At 70.6% G+C, this 18,311-nt stretch carries 13 protein-coding genes and 1 riboswitch; of the genes, 3 read left to right on the forward strand and 10 right to left on the reverse strand.

Annotation, left to right across the window (positions count from 1 at the left end):
- Positions 1 to 65: 65 nt before the first annotated feature.
- The 5 genes from ribH to JFC09_RS03945 all read right to left on the reverse strand — a co-directional run bounded on the left by ribH (position 66) and on the right by JFC09_RS03945 (position 5,381).
- On the reverse strand, positions 66 to 584 hold the full coding sequence (ribH, locus tag JFC09_RS03925) for a 6,7-dimethyl-8-ribityllumazine synthase (protein WP_198392635.1): 519 nt from the start codon (positions 582 to 584) through the stop codon (positions 66 to 68).
- Complete coding sequence (gene ribA / locus JFC09_RS03930; protein WP_198392636.1) at positions 584 to 2,089, reverse strand: GTP cyclohydrolase II; 1,506 nt, start codon at positions 2,087 to 2,089, stop codon at positions 584 to 586. The genes ribH and ribA overlap by 1 nt, the downstream gene beginning before the upstream one ends.
- Positions 2,086 to 2,850, reverse strand: a complete 765-nt coding sequence (locus JFC09_RS03935) for a riboflavin synthase (protein WP_198392637.1) — start codon at positions 2,848 to 2,850, stop codon at positions 2,086 to 2,088. The genes ribA and JFC09_RS03935 overlap by 4 nt, the downstream gene beginning before the upstream one ends.
- 3 nt (positions 2,851 to 2,853) lie before the next feature.
- Complete coding sequence (gene ribD / locus JFC09_RS03940; protein WP_198392638.1) at positions 2,854 to 4,179, reverse strand: bifunctional diaminohydroxyphosphoribosylaminopyrimidine deaminase/5-amino-6-(5-phosphoribosylamino)uracil reductase RibD; 1,326 nt, start codon at positions 4,177 to 4,179, stop codon at positions 2,854 to 2,856.
- 133 nt (positions 4,180 to 4,312) lie between these two features.
- Positions 4,313 to 4,444, reverse strand: a riboswitch (FMN riboswitch).
- Between the two features lie 13 nt (positions 4,445 to 4,457).
- The gene (locus JFC09_RS03945; protein WP_198392639.1) at positions 4,458 to 5,381 is read right to left on the reverse strand and encodes an alpha/beta hydrolase; all 924 of its coding nucleotides are present in this window, start codon (positions 5,379 to 5,381) and stop codon (positions 4,458 to 4,460) included.
- Positions 5,382 to 5,969: 588 nt separating this feature from the next.
- Between JFC09_RS03945 and JFC09_RS03950 the strand changes: the two genes are divergently transcribed.
- The gene (locus JFC09_RS03950) at positions 5,970 to 8,090 is read left to right on the forward strand and encodes a RecQ family ATP-dependent DNA helicase (protein ID WP_232483039.1); all 2,121 of its coding nucleotides are present in this window, start codon (positions 5,970 to 5,972) and stop codon (positions 8,088 to 8,090) included.
- A 28-nt stretch (positions 8,091 to 8,118) separates the two neighbouring features.
- On the opposite strand, the gene JFC09_RS03955 is transcribed toward JFC09_RS03950, so the two are convergent.
- Entirely contained in the window at positions 8,119 to 8,913 is a 795-nt protein-coding gene (locus JFC09_RS03955) for a DUF4184 family protein (protein ID WP_198392640.1), read from the reverse strand.
- 251 nt (positions 8,914 to 9,164) lie between these two features.
- Here JFC09_RS03955 and JFC09_RS03960 point away from each other — a divergent pair, with 251 nt between their 5' ends.
- On the forward strand, positions 9,165 to 10,070 hold the full coding sequence (locus JFC09_RS03960; protein WP_198392641.1) for an NADP-dependent oxidoreductase: 906 nt from the start codon (positions 9,165 to 9,167) through the stop codon (positions 10,068 to 10,070).
- A 21-nt stretch (positions 10,071 to 10,091) separates the two neighbouring features.
- Here the strand turns inward: JFC09_RS03960 and JFC09_RS03965 are convergent, their stop codons facing one another.
- Both JFC09_RS03965 and JFC09_RS03970 read right to left on the reverse strand, forming a co-directional pair.
- Positions 10,092 to 10,871 (reverse strand): DUF3152 domain-containing protein, encoded by a 780-nt coding sequence (locus JFC09_RS03965; RefSeq protein ID WP_332839634.1) that lies wholly within the window; start codon positions 10,869 to 10,871, stop codon positions 10,092 to 10,094.
- Between the two features lie 177 nt (positions 10,872 to 11,048).
- Positions 11,049 to 11,783, reverse strand: a complete 735-nt coding sequence (locus JFC09_RS03970; RefSeq protein WP_198392642.1) for an IclR family transcriptional regulator — start codon at positions 11,781 to 11,783, stop codon at positions 11,049 to 11,051.
- Positions 11,784 to 11,920: 137 nt separating this feature from the next.
- Here JFC09_RS03970 and JFC09_RS03975 point away from each other — a divergent pair, with 137 nt between their 5' ends.
- Complete coding sequence (locus JFC09_RS03975) at positions 11,921 to 15,058, forward strand: FAD-dependent oxidoreductase (protein WP_232483040.1); 3,138 nt, start codon at positions 11,921 to 11,923, stop codon at positions 15,056 to 15,058.
- Between the two features lie 307 nt (positions 15,059 to 15,365).
- Here the strand turns inward: JFC09_RS03975 and JFC09_RS03980 are convergent, their stop codons facing one another.
- Both JFC09_RS03980 and JFC09_RS03985 read right to left on the reverse strand, forming a co-directional pair.
- Complete coding sequence (locus JFC09_RS03980) at positions 15,366 to 16,898, reverse strand: flavin reductase family protein (RefSeq protein WP_232483176.1); 1,533 nt, start codon at positions 16,896 to 16,898, stop codon at positions 15,366 to 15,368.
- A gap of 107 nt (positions 16,899 to 17,005) precedes the next feature.
- Positions 17,006 to 18,199 (reverse strand): aromatic ring-hydroxylating oxygenase subunit alpha, encoded by a 1,194-nt coding sequence (locus tag JFC09_RS03985; RefSeq protein WP_232483177.1) that lies wholly within the window; start codon positions 18,197 to 18,199, stop codon positions 17,006 to 17,008.
- Between the last annotated feature and the right edge of the window lie 112 nt (positions 18,200 to 18,311).

The following is an 18,311-nucleotide window of genomic DNA, read 5'->3' on the forward strand; positions in this document are numbered from 1 at the left end:
TGAGCCATTGTCCCCGATCCGGCTCCGCTCCCGCTCCCCCGTCGGTGCAGGCGTGTCCGTGCAGGTCAGCCGCGGCGGTGCCTCCGCAGGACGGCCGCTGTCTGCAGGGCGGCGGCGGTCGCTTCGTAGCCCTTGTCCTCGACGGACGGCTTCCCGTCGCCGCGGTCGGCGAGTCCCGCACGGTCGAGCGCCTGCGCGTCGTCGTCGCACGTGAGCAGGCCGAAGCCCACCGGCGTGCGCGCGTCGACGGACACCCGCGTGAGGCCGTCGGTCGCCGCCTGGCACACGTAGTCGAAGTGCGGTGTCCCACCGCGGATGACGACGCCCAGTGCCACGACCGCGTCGAATCGGTCGGCGAGCTCCGCTGCGACGACAGGCAGTTCGAAGCTGCCGGGGACGCGGACGACCTCGGGTTCGATCCCCGCGTCCGCCGCTGCTCGGAGGGCTCCGTCGATGAGTCCGTCCATGACCGTGTCGTGCCAGGAGGCTGCGACGATCACGGCGCGCAGGCTGCTGAGGGAGTCCTCGGGGTCCTGCGCGTCGTGCGGAGTGAGTGCGGGGGAGGGTGCTCCGTGGTGGGCCATCAGGATGCCTTTCGGTCGTGGGCGGAAGACGGGATGCCGGGTGTGCTGGATGTGCCGGGTGTTCCGGGCTGACCGGATGTGCTGGTTGTGCCGGGTGTCCTGGGCTGACCGGATGTGTTGGGTGTGCCGGGTGCTCCGGTTGCTCCGGGTGCATCAGGTGTTCCGGGTGCCTCAGGTGTTCCGGGAGCGTTCGCGGGGGTACTCACCGATGGGGTGGTGGGCCCCGTCGACGTGGGGGATGCGCCGACTCCCTCTCCCAGGAGGTGCGCCATGCGGGTGCGCTTCGTGTCGAGGTAGCGCGCGTTCTGGGGGCGGGCTGCGGTCTCGACGGGCACCCGCTCGACGATCTCCACGCCCAGGGCCGCCAGGGCACTGATCTTCGCCGGATTGTTGGTGAGCAGGCGGGCCCGCTCCACCCCCATGGCGGTGAGGATCGCTGCCGCCGCCCGGTAGTCGCGGGCGTCCTCGGGGTGTCCCAGGCGCAGGTTCGCGTCCACCGTGTCAGCACCCTGCTCCTGCAGCGAGTACGCGCGGATCTTCTCCCACAGCCCGATGCCCCGGCCCTCGTGGCCGCGCACGTAGACGATGACACCGCCGTGGCGGGCGACGAGCCCGAGTGAGGTGTCGAGCTGCTCCCCGCAGTCGCACCGGTGCGATCCGAACGTGTCACCGGTGAGGCACTCGGAATGGACGCGGACCAGAGGCGTGTCGGTCGAGGACGGCGCGACCGTCTCCAGCGTGAGGTGCTCGATGCCGGGCCGGCCCGCACGGTCGAGCTCCCGCCACGCCCGCGTGCGGAACGTCCCGTGCGGGGTGGGGAGGGAGACGGGGGCGGTGCCGACGACCTCGGGCGCGGTGGGGGTGTCCTCCACTGCAGGGGGAGTGTCGGCGCCGTCGCGGGCGTCGAGGAAGGCGATGAGATCCGCGATCGACACGAGCGGCAGGTCGTGGGTGTCCGCGAACGTCCGCAGGTCCTCCCCGCGCATCATCGGGCCCGTGTCGTGGACGAGCTCCGCGATGACGGCGACCTCGCCGCTGTCCGACAGGCGGCACAGCTCGACGCCGGCCTCCGTATGACCGGGACGTTCGCGCACACCCCCGTCGCGGGCGATGAGCGGCAGGACGTGGCCCGGCCGGGTGACGGTGGTGGGATCCGGGACGGCCGCGGACAGCGTGTGGACGGTCGCGGTGCGGTCAGCGGCACTGATGCCGGTGGTGACCCCTGTCGCCGCGTCGCAGGTGACGGTGTACGCGGTGCCCTTCGCATCCTCGTTCACCTCCGTCATGGGAGGCAGGTCGAAGGCGCGGGCGCGGGACGCGGGCATCGGCGCACACACGACGCCCGAGGAGTGCCGGATGATGAACCCCATCCACTCCGGAGTCATCGCCACGGCCGGCATGATGAGGTCACCCTCGTTCTCCCGGTCCTCGTCGTCGACCACGATGACGGGCCTCCGTGCGCGCAGCGCCGCGAGTGCGGCATCGATGGTGTCGAGGCGGATCATGAGAGGTCTCCTTCGTGAGGTGTGGCAGCCGCCGGGGCGGCAGTCGTGGCGGCGGTCGCGGCGTGGAACGCGGTGAGGCGTGCGGCGTACTTCGCGATGATGTCGACCTCGACGTTCACCGCATCGCCCACCTGCAGGACGCCCATCCGGGTCGCCGCGAGGGTGGCGGGGATGAGGCCCACCTCGACCCAGTGGTCGGTGGCAAGGGGGTCCGTGCCAGCCGGGTACGTGCCGGGGGCCGGGCTGACGGCCGACAGTGTGAGGGAGACGCCGTCGAGTGCGATCGACCCCTTCTCCGCAGTGAACGGCGCGAGGTCGGCGGGGACGGCGATGCGGATCCGCACCCAATCGCCCTCGTCGACACGTTCGACGACGTGGCCCGTCCCGTCGATGTGTCCCTGCACGATATGACCGTCGAACCGGTCACCCGCACGGGGGCACCGCTCCAGGTTGACGGGGTCTCCCGGCTGCAGCGCGCCCAGGGTGGTGCGGGTGAGCGTCTCGCCCATGACGTGGGCGACGAAGAGAGACTGCGTGGAAGGGGGCACAGAAGAAGTCGGCGAGGAAGGCGAGGCTGAGGACGTGGCTCCGGCACCGGCTTCCGGGGCCTGGGTGAGGCACACGCCGTTGACGGCGAGCGACCCACCGTCCGGTAGACCGTCCAGCACGGCGCCCGCGCGGAGTGTGAGAACGGCCGATCCCGCCTCTGTAGGTGTGAGCGAGACGACCTCGCCCATTTCCTCGATGATTCCGGTGAACATGACTCAGCTGTCCTTCGTGTGTGCGGTGGGGTGAGAGTGACGGGTATCCGGGATGAAGCGGAGGAGGGTATCCGGGTTGCGGGCGTCCTGTGAGGCTGGAGGGGATGTGGCTGTGCCAGCAGAATGCGCGTCTGCATCGGAGGAGGGCGCAGAGTGTATGTCTGCATCGGAGGAGGGCGCAGAGGGCACGCATGCCTCGGTGAGGAGTGCGTCCCCGGTGGTGTCGTCGGGAAGCCACCGGACGGCCTCGGACAGGGTCGTCACACCGAGGTCCGCGAGCCCCGGCAGGCCGTCGCCCAGGAGCACGGGAGCGATATGGACCTCGAGCTCGTCGACCAGGTCCGAGCGGATCAGCGCCCCGGCCACGTGCGCGCCGCCTTCGACGAGGACGTGCTGGATGCCCTGGGCGTGCAGAGTCTCGAGCGCTTCGTGCGGGTCGCGCGTGCGCAGGTGCACCGTGCGCGGATCGCGTGCGAGGTGCGACCCCGGGGCGAGGTCCCTCATCCCCCACGCCACCGGCACCGGCTGCGTGAACGGGAGCGGGGAGGCGGGAGCAGAACCTGCGCCGGCCTCGGAATCTGCGCCGGCCTCGGGACCCGCGCCGGCCTGGGATCCCGTGCCGGCGGCGGAACGTTCGCCGGCATCGGGGCTCTGGACGGCCTCGGGCGTGGGGCGGGCGGTGAGCCGCGGATCGTCCGCGTGCGCCGTCCCGGTGCCGACGAGCACCGCGTCGACCCGGGCCCGCAGCGCGTGCACCCGGGCCCGCGACGCCGGTGAGGTGATCCACTGCGAGGTTCCGTCCGCCGCGGCGATCCGCCCGTCGAGGCTCTGAGCGATCTTGAGGGTGACGTAGGGGCGGCGCTCGCCCACGGCCCGCAGCCAGCGTGCGTTGACTGCTCGCGCCTCCGCCTCGCGGACGCCGGTGGTCACCGTCGTCCCGGCGGCGCGCAGACGCGCTGCACCACCGGCCGCGGCGGGATTGGGGTCGGCGACCGCGATGACGACGTGGGGCACCCCCGCGTCGACGAGGAGGTCCGCGCACGGTCCTGTGCGGCCATGGTGGCTGCAGGGTTCGAGAGTCACGAAGACGGTGGCACGCGTGAGATCGATGCCCGCCGCGCGTGCGGCACTCATCGCATCCGCTTCCGCGTGGGGTGTCCCGGCGCCTCGGTGGTGGCCGGTGACCAGAGTGCCGTCAGCGTCGAGGACGGCGGCGCCCACAAGCGGGTTGGCCCCGCGGATCCCGCGACGGGCGGCAACGAGGGCAACGTCCATCGCGGCCAGCATCGATGAGTGGGTGATCGTCTGCGACAGCGCCGACCGATCCATCCATCCCTCCCCGGATCCGAGCCCGGGGTGTGGGAGGGAGCTCCGCAGCACGTGCCGCGAAGCCTGCGCGAGGGTTCGTCGATTCCGTCAGGGTGCGCGTCAGCGGACCGTGACGCGTGGACCTCCCGCGCTCACGATGTTCCTCCCATCCAGACTTTACTGTCGGTCTCGGAGTTTCACCGAGTCAACCGGCCGCCTGTGAGTGCGGACGCGGCTCGCGGACTGTCACCGCCGGTACGGAATCTCACCGTCCCCGGAACATTGTGAGACAGATGGTATCAGGTCTCGTGTTTCGCGAACCATTCGAGGGAGGTCTTCATGACGAACGCGTGTGCGTCGATCCCCACCCACTGTGTCGCCCCGGCGACTTCGACGGGCTTGTAGTCGGCGGCGACGTAGTCGCCCGTGAGACCGAAGGCGAGCCGGGAGAAGAAGCGGTCCTCGGACCCCCAGAAGAACAGCGTGGGGACCTCGCAGACGTATTCGTCGTCCCGGTCGACGATCGCGAGCGCGGCGTGCAGGCGCATCGACGCCTCGAGGGTGTCCCCCTCGAGGTAGCGCGCGACGTCCTCGTCGACGAGCGCCGGCGGGGTCCTGCCGTCGTAGAAGCCCCGGAGCACGGCCGCATCGTTCCCCAGCAGCTTGGACCGCGCCGCGGCAGGGTCGCGCAGCACACGGCGGAACGGCGCGAGGAGCCGTCCCTGCTGACTGCTCATCGCCGCGGCGGTGTAGGTGGCCTGCGGGTGCGGCGTCGCGAGCGACACGAACGACGCGAAGCGGTCGGGGCGGTCGCCCGTCGCATGCCACCCCACCCACGCACCCCAGCTGTGGGCGAGGAGGTGGAACCTCCCGTAGCCGTGCGCGTCCGCGATGGCGAGCAGATCGTCGCCGAGGTTGTGGCCGGTGTATCCGTGGACGTCCTCCGTCCGTGCCGCGGGGGACACCCCGCGCATGTCATAGGAGAGGACCGGATGCCCCTGGCGGGAGAGCGTCACTGCGGCCTGGCGCCACGTGCCGGCGAAACCGGGCCAGCCGTGGAGGATCACGACGGGGAGCTTCGTGCAGTCCGCCAAGGACTCCGCGCCGGGGGGCAGCAGTTCGTAGCCTTCGAACTCGAGGCCGCGTGCGGAGATGGTCACGGCGCGACCGCCCAGTGCCTCAGCCAGTCCCGTGTAGGTGTGTTCGTGTCCTGAGGGTGTCATGGAAGCGCGGACACCTGCCGTTCGGCTCGCGTCACAGGAGCGTTCGCACGAGCAGCGGTCGACATCGGGGCCGAGCGCGGTGTGGGGTACGGGTCCACGGGCTGCTGTCACGCACGGTGCGGTTCCTCGCTCTCAGTGCTCTGTCTCGCTGGTGTGTCGCTGACGGTCGGTCAGTCACGGTCTGCTGCACGGTCCCGGCACGTCATCGTCCCCGGAGGTGTCGGGGCAGTCCAGGTCGGCCGGTCCGCTCCCGTAGGGGCGGAGGATGCTGCCTGCCCTGCCGCAGATCCTGAGAGTGTCGACCGCACGTGTGGTGGCCTGCACCGAGGGACCGTGTCGTACAGCGGGCCCGTCGCGGCCCAGCTCATCATATATCCCCACTGAGACTCAAAATCCCTTCTTCGTAAAACTTCCTCCCACGCCGCGGATGGGGTGGTGCAGTACGGAACGGATGGGGCGGTCTGGCCGCTGCGGTGCGGACTGGGTGGGTGGTCGGACCGGCGCCGTGGCAGACCCGAGCCGTCGCCGGCTGTGTCCGTCCCCTCACCTAGAGTGCCCGTACGGTGGAAATCTTCACTGGCGGATTCGATGACCGGAGGTGCCTCGATGCACGACGACCGACCGACCACGGGTCTCCTGGACGACGCCACGAGGCTGTTGGGCGACCTCACGGGGAACCCGGACGCGCGCCTGCGCGACGGCCAGGCGGAGGCGATCGAAGCGCTCGTCGCCCACCGCAGGCGTGCGCTGGTGGTCCAGCGGACGGGCTGGGGGAAGTCCGCCGTGTACTTCATCGCGGCGAAGCTCATGCGCAGTGCGGGGCGCGGACCGTCCCTCATCATCTCGCCCCTGCTTGCCCTCATGCGGGACCAGGTCGCCGCCGCGGCGCGGGCCGGTGTCGTCGCGAGAACCCTGAACTCCGCGAATATGACGGAATGGGACGAAGTCCGTGAAGACCTGGCCGCCGGTCGGGTCGATGTCCTGCTCGTCTCACCGGAGCGTCTCACGAACCCGGCCTTCCGCGACTCCGTCATGCCGGACCTCATCGGATCCGTGGGCATGATCGTCGTCGACGAAGCGCACTGCATCTCCGACTGGGGCCACGACTTCCGCCCGGACTACCGGCGGATCGGTGCGATGATCCGGGAACTGCCGCCGGGCACCCCGGTCCTCGCGACGACCGCGACCGCGAACTCGCGGGTCGTCGCGGACGTCGCGGAGCAGCTGGGCGACGACACACTCGTCATCCGGGGTGCCCTCGCCCGCGCATCGCTGCGTCTGGGGGTGACCGCGGTCCGGCCGCCCGGCGTGCGACTCGCGTGGCTCGCTGAACACCTTGGCACGTTCCTGGGATCCGGCATCATCTACACGCTCACGGTGGCAGCCGCTCAGGACGCCACCCGTGCGCTGCGTGAGGCCGGGTGGGACGTCGCGACCTACACCGGGGGCACCGACCCGGAGGAACGGGAACGGCTCGAGGCCGCGTTGAAGGACAACGAGGTGAAGGCGCTCGTGGCGACTTCCGCGCTGGGGATGGGCTTCGACAAGCCGGACCTGGGCTTCGTCATCCACCTGGGCGCCCCGTCCTCGCCCGTCGCGTACTACCAGCAGGTGGGACGTGCCGGCCGTGCGACGAGTTCCGCGGACGTGCTGCTCATGCCCGGAAACGAGGACCCGGACATCTGGGAGTACTTCGCGACGGCCTCCATGCCCGCAGAGGAGGACGCCCAGGCCGTTCTCACCGCGCTGGCGGCCGAGGGGACCCTGTCGGTGCCCGCACTGGAGACCCGGGTGGGGGTCCGGAGGGGGCGCCTCGAACTGCTCCTCAAGACCCTGAGCGTCGACGGGGCAGTCGAACGCGTGCGCGGCGGCTACGCGTCGACGGGCGCGGGGTGGAGCTATGACGGTGAGCGGTACCGCACGGTGACGGAAGTGCGCCGTGCGGAAGCCCAGTCGATGCTGGATTACGAAGCAACGACCGGATGCCGGATGCGCTACCTCGTCGACGCGTTGGACGACCCGGACCCGCAGGACTGCGGACGCTGCGACAACTGCGACGCTCAGTGGTGGGACGACGCCGTGAGCGACGAAGCGCGGCACAGGGCGCGCGAGGTGCTGTCCGCCGTCGGCATCCCGATCGAGCCGCGGGGCCAGTGGCCGTCCGGCATGGCGAACCTGGGAGTGGCCCTGTCCGGCCGCATCCCGGTCGAGGAGCGTGCCGATGAAGGGCGCGCAGTGGCGCGGTTGACCGACCTGGGTGCGGGACAGAGGCTGCGGGAGTTCCTCGCCCCCACCGCAGCGGACTCGCCGGTGCCCGACGACATCGGGGCGCTGTGCGTCCAGACCCTTCAGCAGTGGAAGTGGGAGCGTCGTCCCGACGCGGTCATCGCGGTGCCCAGCACGCGTCGCCCGCAGACTGTGCGCTCACTCGCGGCGAACCTCGCCGCGTCGGGCAAGCTGGTGGACCTGGGCGACCTGCAGCTCGTCCACGACCACGGCGGACCGGACGTCAACAGCGCGTTCCGGCTCAAGGACGTCCACAACGCCTACGCGCTCTCCCCGGAACAGGCGGATCAGGTGCGCGGACGGGCGGTCCTCCTCGTCGACGACATGGTCGTGTCGCGCTGGACGCTCACGGTGTGTGCGCGCGAACTGCGGCTCGCAGGCGCGGACGTCGTGCTGCCCTTCGCTCTCGCTGTGCGCGGCTGAGCACGGGTCAGCGGCGTGAACGGCGCCGTCACCGCACCCGCATGTACATGATTCGGTGTACGACCGCCATGACGATCGCCGCGCAGAGCATGGCCGCCACCGTGGTCGTGAGCGCGTCGAAGGCGAACTCCTGCAGGGACAGCTGTGCACCCACGTTCATCGAGCGGTAGAGCACCAGCACGACGGCGACCAGACCGGCGACGACCGGGATCGCGAACATCCACGTCGCCATGTCCGCCAGATACTGCGGAACGGTGTGCTCGTTGCGCCGGGAGATGCGTGCGTACAGCCAGTAGAGGACACCGGCGACCCCCAGGATCCCCATGCCGTACTGGAGCAGGATCGTGACGGGGAACCCCGCGACTGTCGCCTGGAGGAACCCGACGCGCTCCGACACCCACGTGGGCTGGTGGGTGAACTGGTCCCAGACGATGTGGGTGAAGGAACCGATCACCAGGGCCGGGATCGCAAGGATCCACGTGAGCACACCCGTGGGCGCCGCATGGGTCCTGCCGCGCAGCGTCTTCGACAGGGAATCCCGGTACGCAGGCCGCAGCAGCCACCACCACAGTGCGAGGACGAGCAGGCCGATGACGATGTTCGCGGTGAAGAGCCCCAGCGGCGAGTGGAGGTACCGATACTGTGCGGCCATCGACGGGAGGCCCGGGTCGCCGAGCGCCCGACCCAGACGGTCCAGCCCCGGGATCGCACGGGCGAAGAGCGGCAGGTCCGGCACCACGGTGCCGACGACGAGAGCGCCGAGCGGCAGGCCGGTCCGCGCGAGGGGGGCGACCGCGAGCGGATGCGCGAACGTGATGGGCATGCGGGTCGTGTCTCCTTGGTCCTGCGACGGGCGGGTCGTGCTGTCGTTGTGCGAGGGAGTCGCTGAGCGAGCGGCGGGCGCCTGAGCGTCCACGCCATCGATCGCCATCGTGGGAGCCGAACGTCGTCCTGCTACTACCGTAGGGTACGTCGCCGGTCGATTCGGGTGCACGTCGCGCGTGACGTGCACCATCAGATTCGGGCGCGCGTCATAGGCGACGTTCGCCGTCAGGGAGAAACGGGGTAGGGGCCATGTACATCTTCGGGTTCGAGACCTACGGAGGGCCCGATGTTCAGGGGTTCCACCGCGTCCCCGTGCCGACCGTCGGTCCGGAGACCATCCGCATCCGGGTCGTTGCCGCCGGGGTGAATCCTGCCGATGTGAAGGTGCGATCGGGCGCCCGCCAGCAGGGCTTCCCCGTCGTCTTCCCCATGGCGATGGGGCGAGAGGCGTGCGGGGAGGTCCTCGCGCTGGGCGCTGACGCACCCGCGGGGATCGCAGTGGGCGACCGGGTCTTCGGGGCCTGCGCAGCGGGGACCGGCGCGTTCGGGGAGCAGGCGCTCCTTTCCGCGGCGAGCGTGGTGCGTCTGCCGGACGGACTCGACCCCCTGCGTGCGGCCAGCATCCCGGTCGCAGCCGGCACCGCCTACGACGCAGTGGAGGAACTGGACTGCGGGAAGGACGACACCGTCCTGGTGCTGGGAGCTGGCGGCGGGGTCGGCGTGCACGCGATCCAACTCGCCCGGCAGACCGGTGCGCGAGTGATCGGCGTGGCGAGCGCGGAGAAGCGAGTGCTCGTCGAACGGCTCGGTGCGGTGCACGTCGCGTCCGGGAACGGGTGGGAGGAGCGTGTGGGTGGGCAGGTCGACGCGCTGCTCGACTGTGTGGGCGGCGACGTGCTCGCCCAGGGGCTCACCCTGCTGAGGGGCACCCGGGTGCGCAGCATCGCGGACCCGGAGGGGGCCTCGGCGGCGGGTGGGGTGCGTGTGACGCGGCGGCGGACCACCGAGGTGTTCGGACGGATCGCGACGATGGCCGCAGGTGGGGACCTCGAGATCGTGCTCGACGACCCGGTGCCCTTCGAGGAGGCGGGCCGGGCCGTCGCGCGGGTGGAGCAGGGGCATGCTCGGGGGAAGACCGTCGTCACGTTCACGTGACTGCGTGCGGCGTGGGTGCCGTCAGGCGACGGAGGGCCAGGCGTTCGGCTCGCAGCCGTTGAGCCCCTTCGTCTGCTGCTGCATGAGCGGTGCGGGTTCGCCGGAGCCCGGGCAGCTCTCGTGGCCGTGCCCCAGAGCGTGCCCCACCTCGTGATTGATGAGGTATTGGCGATACTGGGGGAGTGAGTCGAACTCGTCGGTCGCGGAAACCCACCGCTTCGCGTTGAGGATGACGTCGCGCCCGCTGCGGCAGGACAGCTCGCCGTTCGTGATGAGTGGGGCGCACATGCGGTCGGTCGTGTCCGGCGACGCGATGCTGATGACCGCATCCGCCCCCTCCGTGTCGGGAACGAGCGCGAAGGCGACCCCGTCCAGCTCCTCCCACCCGCGGTCGTCCCGCAGCGTCTCCAGGATGAAGCCGGTCGCCTGGTCGACGTCGATCGGAAGATTCGACTCGACGCGGACTGCGACCGCGAAAGTGCGTCCCTCGCCGGAGGCCTCCGACCCGTCCTCCGCGACATCCCATTCCCCGCTGCCCGCCTTCGGGACGTCGGTCGGCAGGGGAGTGGGCGCCGCCTGCGTGGGGGCGGGGAAAGGCGATGGGTCGTCAGCGGCGTCGCGGATGCCGGCCGAGTCCTCGGTGCCGTCCGACCCTGCTGCCTCTGCGGATGCTTCCCGTTCGGCGGGAGGGCGTTCCTGCCCGACGTCGCAGCCGGTGAGCACGACGAGTACGGCGAGGGCCAGCGCGGGAACCCGCGTGCGGAGCGCTGTGAGCCCGGTTGGAAGAGAAGGAGAATGCACCCTCCAAGGGTCTCATTCTCGAACGGCTGATGTGCCGACACTGTGCCGGAAGGACCGTCCTGCGACGGGAAGCATCCTCCAAGCGGGGCGCGTCGTCCCGGCCGGGGCGGCGCACGATCCCGCTCCGCGCCGTTCAGCTCCAGCGGCCCGGAGTCCGAGTCCCGCCACCCCTCGAGTTCAGTTCCAGCGGCCCGACGCCGTGGCGAACTCCTTCAGCTGCGCGGCGGTCCGTGCGAAAGTCTCCGGGGGCAGGCTGTGCGTGGGCCCCGTGACGGTGAGCGCGGCCTCGACCGAACCGTCGGGGAGGTGGAGTGGGATCGCGACCGCCGTCGTGTGCTTCTCCCACTCCTCGTTCGAGGCGGCCCACCCCTGGTCGCACACCCGTTCCAGTTCCTCCTTGAGACCGGTCGGGGTGATGATCGTCCGCTCCGTATGCGCGGAGAGGGTGCGCCTGCGGATGCGGGTCGCCGCCTCGTCGTCGTGCGCCAGCAGCATCTTGCCGGAACTCGTCGCGTGCCCGGGGGTGCGCAGCCCCACGTAGTGCCGGGCCGCGAGGATGCCATCACCCACCGCTTGGGACACGTTCACGGCATGCACGTCGTCGAGCACCGCCACGTTCGCGGTGAGCCCCAGCCCCTCTGCGACCCGATCGCACAGCAGCTGGGCGATCTGCGAGAAGTCCAGTCTGCTCGTCACAGCGCTCGCCAGCCGCACGAGGCCGAAGCCCAGGGCGTACGTTCCCCCCGCCTGCCTCTGCTCGACGAGACCGTGTGCTGCGAGCGACGAGAGGATCCGTGACGCCGTCGACTTGTGGACATCGAGTCGCTCCGCCATCTCGCCGACGCTCGCAACCCCTGAAGAGGCGAGTGCCTCGAGCGCTTCGACCGCGCGGTCGACCGACTGAATGCTCATGATCCCCCTCTTGACGTGGTGCCCGTCACACGGTTGAATGGTTGCACAATACGCGTTCGTTGCGTACTGCGCAACAGCGGTCGGGTCGACGAGGTCCCGGCGGCTGCGCACACCCCACACCGTTCCAAGGAGGCGCCATGACCGGCTCCGCTTCCACCGCAGCTCCGACGACAGCCACTCCCGCAGCCTCCGACACGGGCGCCCCAGACACCCCTCACCCGACGGTTCCTGACACGGCGGCCCCCCGCACGGCGACTCCCCGCACAACGGCCCCCAGCGGGCCGATCACACTGACCGACCGGGTCTCCGCCCGTAGACCGGGCCCCGTCGACCGCGACGCCCGTATCGTCGTGATCGGCGCAGGTGTCGTCGGCGCGGCGCTTGCCGACGAACTCGTGCAGCGCGGATGCACGGACGTCACCGTCATCGACCAGGGCCCGCTGCCCGTCCCCGGCGGGTCGTCCTCGCACGCTCCCGGGTTCGTCTTCCAGATCAACGGCTCCCGCATCATGTGCCAGTTGGCACAGCGGACACTCGACAAGCTCGAGGGCCTGGAGGTCGACGGCCGCAGGATCCTCGACCGCGTGGGCGGGCTCGAGCTCGCGACGACGGAAGGTCAGCTGGCGGAGCTGCGTCGCCGCTACGGCTACGCCCGCGCCTGGGGCGTCCCCGCGGAGCTCATCGAGCCCAGCCGGGTCGCGGAGATGTGGCCGGGGATCGACACCTCGGAGATCATCGGCGCGCTGCACACCCCCACCGACGGCATCGTCTTCTCGAAGCGCGCGGTCGAGTACCAGCTCGCCCGTGCGGAGGAGGGCGGTGCGAAGGCACTCGGCCTCACCCGGGTCGTCGACGTGGTCTCCGAGAACGGCCGCGTCACCGGCGTCGTCGTCGGGGATGCGGCAGGCGGTGCCGGTGGCGCGACAGGCGGTGACGGGGGTGCGGCAGGCGGTGCCGGTGGCGCGGCAGGGCAGGGCACCTCGGCGGTGGCAGCCGCTGACGGACACGGCACCTCGGCGGCGGAGCAGACTGTGGGCGGTGACTCCGACGACTCGTCGCGCCGCACGCTCCCCGCGGACGTCGTCATCGCGACCGGTGGGATCTGGGGGCACCTGCTCGGCAGACTGGGTGGGCTGCGCCTGCCCATGCACCCGATGGAGCACGGATACGCGTGGACCGCGCCCGTGCCGGACCTGCCCGGAACAGCCCCCGACGGCACGCCGCTGGGAGACGACCAGGCCGGCAGACCCATGCTCCGCCACCAGGGGTCCGGCATGTACATCCGGGAGTTCGGCAACCGGATCGGGATCGGCGCGTACGAGCACCGCCCCCTGCCCCTGGCACCCGAGGACCTCACCGACACCGCGCACATGCTGTCGACCGGGCAGGAACCCGCGAAGCGCGGCTTCACCCACGAGGACTTCGAATTCTGCCGCTCGGAGGCGGCCCGCCTGCTGCCCGCGATCGCGGACCTGCCGCTGGAGGACGAGTTCAACGGCGTCTTCTCCTTCACCCCCGACGGCGGGCCGATGCTGGGCCCCTCACCCCAGCTCGACGGGTTCTGGGCGGCGCAGGCCATCTGGGTGACGGCCTCGGCGGGATGTGCCCAGGTGCTCGCCGACTGGATGATGACCGGCGACCCCGGTGTGGCCACACAGGAACTCGACTTCGCCCGCTTCGACCCGGTCCTGCTGAGCGGCCGGTGGATCCGCGAACGAGCGGCGGAAGCCTACGACGAGGTCTACGACGTGAGCTTCCCCCACCAGGGCACCGTCGTGACCCGCGGGCTCAAGACCAGCCCCTTCCACACCCGGATCCAGGACGCGGGCGGATACTTCGACGAGGCGAACGGCTGGGAGCGGGCGCTGTGGCACGCGCAGAACGCCAAGCTATTCAACGACCCGGAGTTCCGCTCACGTCCCGTCAAAGCATTCGGTGCGGCCGCGACCGCAGCCACGGCACTGCCGGACCCCGCGATCGACGGGTCGGTGGCGGCTGGTGCGGGAACGGAGGCGGGGGCGGGTGCTGAGTCGGGCTCTGCCGGCGACGCGGCTGGTGCTGCGGGCACGACGGCCGGTGCGGCTGGTGCGGGCGAGGGCGCTGCCGGGGGCACGGACGCCTCGGTGCCGGTGGCCGTCCCCCGGAGGGACGCGTGGGACCAGGTGAACTGGTCGCCGATCGCGGCGGCGGAGGCGTGGGCGACCCGCAACCGCGTCGCCGCCTACGACATGACGTCACTGACCCGTTACCGGGTGCGCGGGGCGGGGGCGACCGCATGGCTGGAGCGGCTCAACTCGAACAAGGTGGGCAAGCTGCCCGGAGCCGTCACGTACTCTCTCATGCTCGACGAGACGGGCGGGATCCTCTCCGACATCACGGTGACCAGTCTGGGCGGCGAGGAGTACATGATCGGTGCGAACGGGCCGCTCGACCTCGACCGCCTCACACGGCTCCTGCCGGAATCCGGCACGGTGGTGCTCGACGACATCACGACGTCGACGTGCTGCGTCGGGCTGTGGGGGCCTCGGGCGCGGGATGTGCTGGCCCCGATCACCGAAGGAGACATCAGCCACGAGGGCCTGCGCTACTTCCGCGCCGCCCGCATCCGCGTGGCGGGCGTCCCGGTGCTCGCACTGCGGGTCAGCTACGTGGGTGAGCTGGGCTGGGAGCTCTACACGGAGGCCGCCCACGGCCTGCACCTGTGGGACTCCATCATGGAGGCCGGCGCGCCGTACGGGATCGTCCCGGGTGGTCGCGCCGCGTTCTCGAGCCTGCGGCTGGAGAAGGGCTACCGCGCGTGGGGTTCCGACGTCACCCGCGAGGACACACCGGAGGACGCGGGGCTCGGGTTCGCCGTGCGCATGCAGAAGGACGGCGGGTTCGTAGGTCGCGAGGCGCTCGAACGGGAACCGTCGCGGGGCCGGCGTCTGGTCGCGTTCGGTATGCGGATGGATTCCGGCCGCCCCGAGGCGGGCTCTCCCGTGTTCGCCGGAGGCGGCGCGGGCGCAGGTGGAGGGGGCAGCGCGTTCGTCTCGACGGAGGCCTCGGCTGCGGAGTCGTCGACGGGTCGCGCCACGGACGCCGAGGCGGTGGGCTGGGTGACCAGCGCCGACTTCGGCTACGTCACCGGCCAGGTGATCGGACTCGCGTGGGTCACCGCTGAGCACGCGGAGCCGGGAACCCACCTGGGCATCATGCGCTTCGGCCGTGTCCTCGACGCCGAGGTGCTCGCAGAACCCGTCTATGACCCCGGGATGACCCGCATCCGGCGGTGAGCGGATGGTGAGCCGGTGGGCGGGCGGTGGCCCGGCGGCGAAGCGCCGTCGACTGGTTCGAGACACCGCGCCAGAGTGCGGTGTCTCGAACCAGTGAACGGTGCTTCGTCTTTCGAGGGGTGCAGAGCGCTGCATTGTGGAGCGGCGGACCGGCAGTTCGACGGTCCGTTTGCTGAGCGCCTGCCCGCCGATCTGCACACTCGGCGGACCGCCGGTTCATCTGTCCGTCTTCGGAGCGGTCTGTCCACTATCCCGCCCGACCGCCGATCTGACGGTCAGCGACCGCTGAGTGGCCCCACGGCCGGGGCTACGCGTCGATGACGAGGTCCGTCGTCGCGGTCGAGCAGCAGGGCAGGAACTTGCCGGCGTCGATCTCCCGCTGCCTGATGCCGCCCTGGTGGTTCATGTCGACCTCGCCGGACAGCTTCACGGACTTGCAGGAGCCGCACATGCCCTCCTGGCAGTTCGCGCCGATCCGGATCCCGGCCCGATGCGCGACGGTGAGGATCTCCTCGTCGGGGCCGATCCGGACGTTGAGCCGGCTGCGCACGAACGACATGGTGAGCGGCCCGTCGCCCACGGTGTCGAAATCCGCGGCTGCTCCCGAGGCGTCAGCCGGTTCTCCAGATCCGGCCGCGCCCGAGGTGGTCACTGCCTTCGAACCGACGATCGCTCCCGAGGTGCCGGCCGCGCCCGAGGTGGCCACCTCACCCGAGGCACCGGCCTCACTCGAGGTGCCGGCCTCACTCGAGGTGGCCACCGCCTCGGCGGGGGTGTCGTCTTGCTGGTCCGGTTCCGGGGAGGGGGCCTCGGCGCCCACCCCGGTGGTCGCATCGGCGAGCCCGTCCGGGCCGTCTTCCGCCCCCGCGAGGTCTTCCGGGACCTCACCCGCTTCGGCGGCCGCTTCCGGCGTGGGGACGAACACGTCGAGGGCGGCGGTCTGGGCCTCGTGGTAGTCCTGAACCGCCTCCGCGTACTCCTCGGCCAGCTCGCCGGCGAGTGCGACCTCCTCCTTGTACTCGAGCCGCACCTGGCGGTCGCCGGAGAAGTACTCCACGTGGATCGCCGTGTCGTCGACGCCCACTTCGCCCAGGAGGGCGGTGGCGACGTCCAGGTAGCCCTCGGGCCCGCAGGCGTACACGTGGCGACCGTTCGCGTCCGGGGCCACGTCTTCGATCATCGACGCGGTGAGCCGGCCCACCATGCCTTCCCAGGTGCCCACGACGCTGCGGTCGCCCAGCGAGTAGTAGACGGCGATCCGCGAATCGATCGATGCCAGGTACTCGAGTTCGCGGGAGAAGGCGAACGTGCCCGGCCTGGCACCGTGGTACAGCATGACGATGTCCGCGTACCCCGGCAGCGAATGGATGGTCCGGATCATCGACATGAGCGGCGTGATCCCGGAACCGGCCGCAAGGAGGAGGTAGCGGGGTCTGCGCTCCGCGTCGGGCAGGTGGAACGCGCCCACCGGTCCCAGCATCTCCAGCACGGTTCCCGGGCGCACGCTGTCGTGCACCCACCCGGACACCCGTCCGCCCTCCTCCCGTTTCACCGTGATGTCGAACGTCCACGGCTGCGTGGGCGCCGACGAGATCGAATAGCTGCGGTCGACAGGGTCCGCGTCCGGGCCGTCGACCGGGAATGCGATGTTGAGGTACTGGCCCGGACGGAACGCCAGGGGTGCACCGTCGACCCGGCGGAACACGAACGTCTGCATCCCGCCAGATTCCGGTACCGTCCCCACACACTCCGCGAGGAACTCCTGAGGGTGCCACGGGTTGAGGGCGCGGGCGGCGCCGGCGGGCTCCGCGGTCGCCTGGAGGAAGCGGTTCCACGGCATCCGGAGGTCCCGGATGCGCTGGGTGACGGCCTCCTTGAGCGGGACCTCGCCAGCGGTGGTGGCGGTGGTCGTGGTGGTGGCGGTGGTGGCCTCGTCGGTCGGGGCTGTCATGCGTAGTGCTCCTGCATCCGCTGCACGTACCAGTTGATGAAGGCCTCGACCTGGTACTCGCTCTTCATGTAGGGGCCCGGTTCATAGGCGGGGCTGGACGTCCCGCGCTGACACAGCTCGACGAAGTTCTTGTCCTGCAGGTTCGTCTGCTTCCACGTGTGGGTGAGGGTGTCGAGGTCGTAGTCGACTCCTTCGACCGCGTCGTCCGCAACGAGCCACGTCGTCCTCACCACGGTGCGGTCCGCGGAGATCGGGAAGGCGGAGAACGTGATGACGTGGTCCGACAGGAAGTGGAACCAGGAGTTGGGCTGCAGGTGCATCGAGCAGCGTCCCAGCCGGAAGTCCGGAAGGTCGCCCAGGAGCTTCTTCGACAGTCGGCGGCCGGATTCGGAGAAGGACTCCCCGTCGCCGTCCAGTGGTTCGCGGGAGATGCGGATGCCGGCGATGCGGGTGTCGAGCTCCTCGACGACCTCGTACGGGATGCCGTAGCGCTCGCACCGCTGCTGGAGGTTGAGCTCCGCGGACAGGTTGCGCTGCCACACGTCCTCGAGGTGCGCAGGGATGATCCCCTCCGTCAGCCCCCACGTGGGGAACAGCGAGCACGCGAGTTCGGGGTGACCGTCGCAGTGGTAGCACTCGCGGTTGTTCTCCATGACGAGCTTCCAATTGGCCTCCTCGACGAGCTCCTGCTGGAACGCCACCTTCGTGCGGCCGAGGTCGTGGGGCGCGAGGTACGGCTCGAAGATCGCGGACACGTCGTCGAAATCCTCGGGCGGATCGTCGGCGAGGCACACGAAGATGAGTCCGGCGACCTCCCGGGAGTGTGCGCGCTTGAGGTTGTAGCAGCCCTTCGCGAACTCGGTCTCTCCGGGAGCGGAGGCGTGGATCAACTCACCGTCGGGGGCGTACGTCCACGAGTGGTACTGGCAGACGAGGTTGCCGGTGGTGCCCGATGCCTCGACGAGCACGCGCGCGCCGCGGTGACGGCAGACGTTGTGGAGCACGTTGATCCCTCCGTCGTCGTTCCGCAGCACGATGAGGGAGTAGGGGCCGTAGTCGACGGTGATGTAGTCGCCGGGCTCCTTCACCTCGGCGACACTCGCGGCGAAGACCCAGTGGCGGCCGAACACCCCTTCCATGTCCGCGGTGAAGATCGCGGGGTCGTTGTAGAAGGGGGTGGCCAGTGACATGCCGACGGGACGCTCCGCGAGGAGCCTCCGGTGTTCGTCGACCCGGTCCTGAGGGAGCGAATCGGTGAGACGGCGAACGGAACGAGGACTGAGATTGACTGCAGGTGCCACG

The sequence above is a fragment of the Brevibacterium yomogidense genome (assembly GCF_016107685.1).
GTDB lineage: Bacteria > Actinomycetota > Actinomycetes > Actinomycetales > Brevibacteriaceae > Brevibacterium > Brevibacterium yomogidense.

Bases quoted from the DNA above. Each gene is read 5' to 3' on its own strand.
- ribH (WP_198392635.1), bottom strand. From the start codon at position 584: ATGGCCCACCACGGAGCACCCTCCCCCGCACTCACTCCGCACGACGCG.
- ribA (WP_198392636.1), bottom strand. From the start codon at position 2,089: ATGATCCGCCTCGACACCATCGATGCCGCACTCGCGGCGCTGCGCGCA.
- JFC09_RS03935 (WP_198392637.1), bottom strand. From the start codon at position 2,850: ATGTTCACCGGAATCATCGAGGAAATGGGCGAGGTCGTCTCGCTCACA.
- ribD (WP_198392638.1), bottom strand. From the start codon at position 4,179: ATGGATCGGTCGGCGCTGTCGCAGACGATCACCCACTCATCGATGCTG.
- JFC09_RS03945 (WP_198392639.1), bottom strand. From the start codon at position 5,381: ATGACACCCTCAGGACACGAACACACCTACACGGGACTGGCTGAGGCA.
- JFC09_RS03950 (WP_232483039.1), top strand. From the start codon at position 5,970: ATGACCGGAGGTGCCTCGATGCACGACGACCGACCGACCACGGGTCTC.
- JFC09_RS03955 (WP_198392640.1), bottom strand. From the start codon at position 8,913: ATGCCCATCACGTTCGCGCATCCGCTCGCGGTCGCCCCCCTCGCGCGG.
- JFC09_RS03960 (WP_198392641.1), top strand. From the start codon at position 9,165: ATGTACATCTTCGGGTTCGAGACCTACGGAGGGCCCGATGTTCAGGGG.
- JFC09_RS03970 (WP_198392642.1), bottom strand. From the start codon at position 11,783: ATGAGCATTCAGTCGGTCGACCGCGCGGTCGAAGCGCTCGAGGCACTC.
- JFC09_RS03975 (WP_232483040.1), top strand. From the start codon at position 11,921: ATGACCGGCTCCGCTTCCACCGCAGCTCCGACGACAGCCACTCCCGCA.
- JFC09_RS03980 (WP_232483176.1), bottom strand. From the start codon at position 16,898: ATGCCGTGGAACCGCTTCCTCCAGGCGACCGCGGAGCCCGCCGGCGCC.
- JFC09_RS03985 (WP_232483177.1), bottom strand. From the start codon at position 18,199: ATGTCACTGGCCACCCCCTTCTACAACGACCCCGCGATCTTCACCGCG.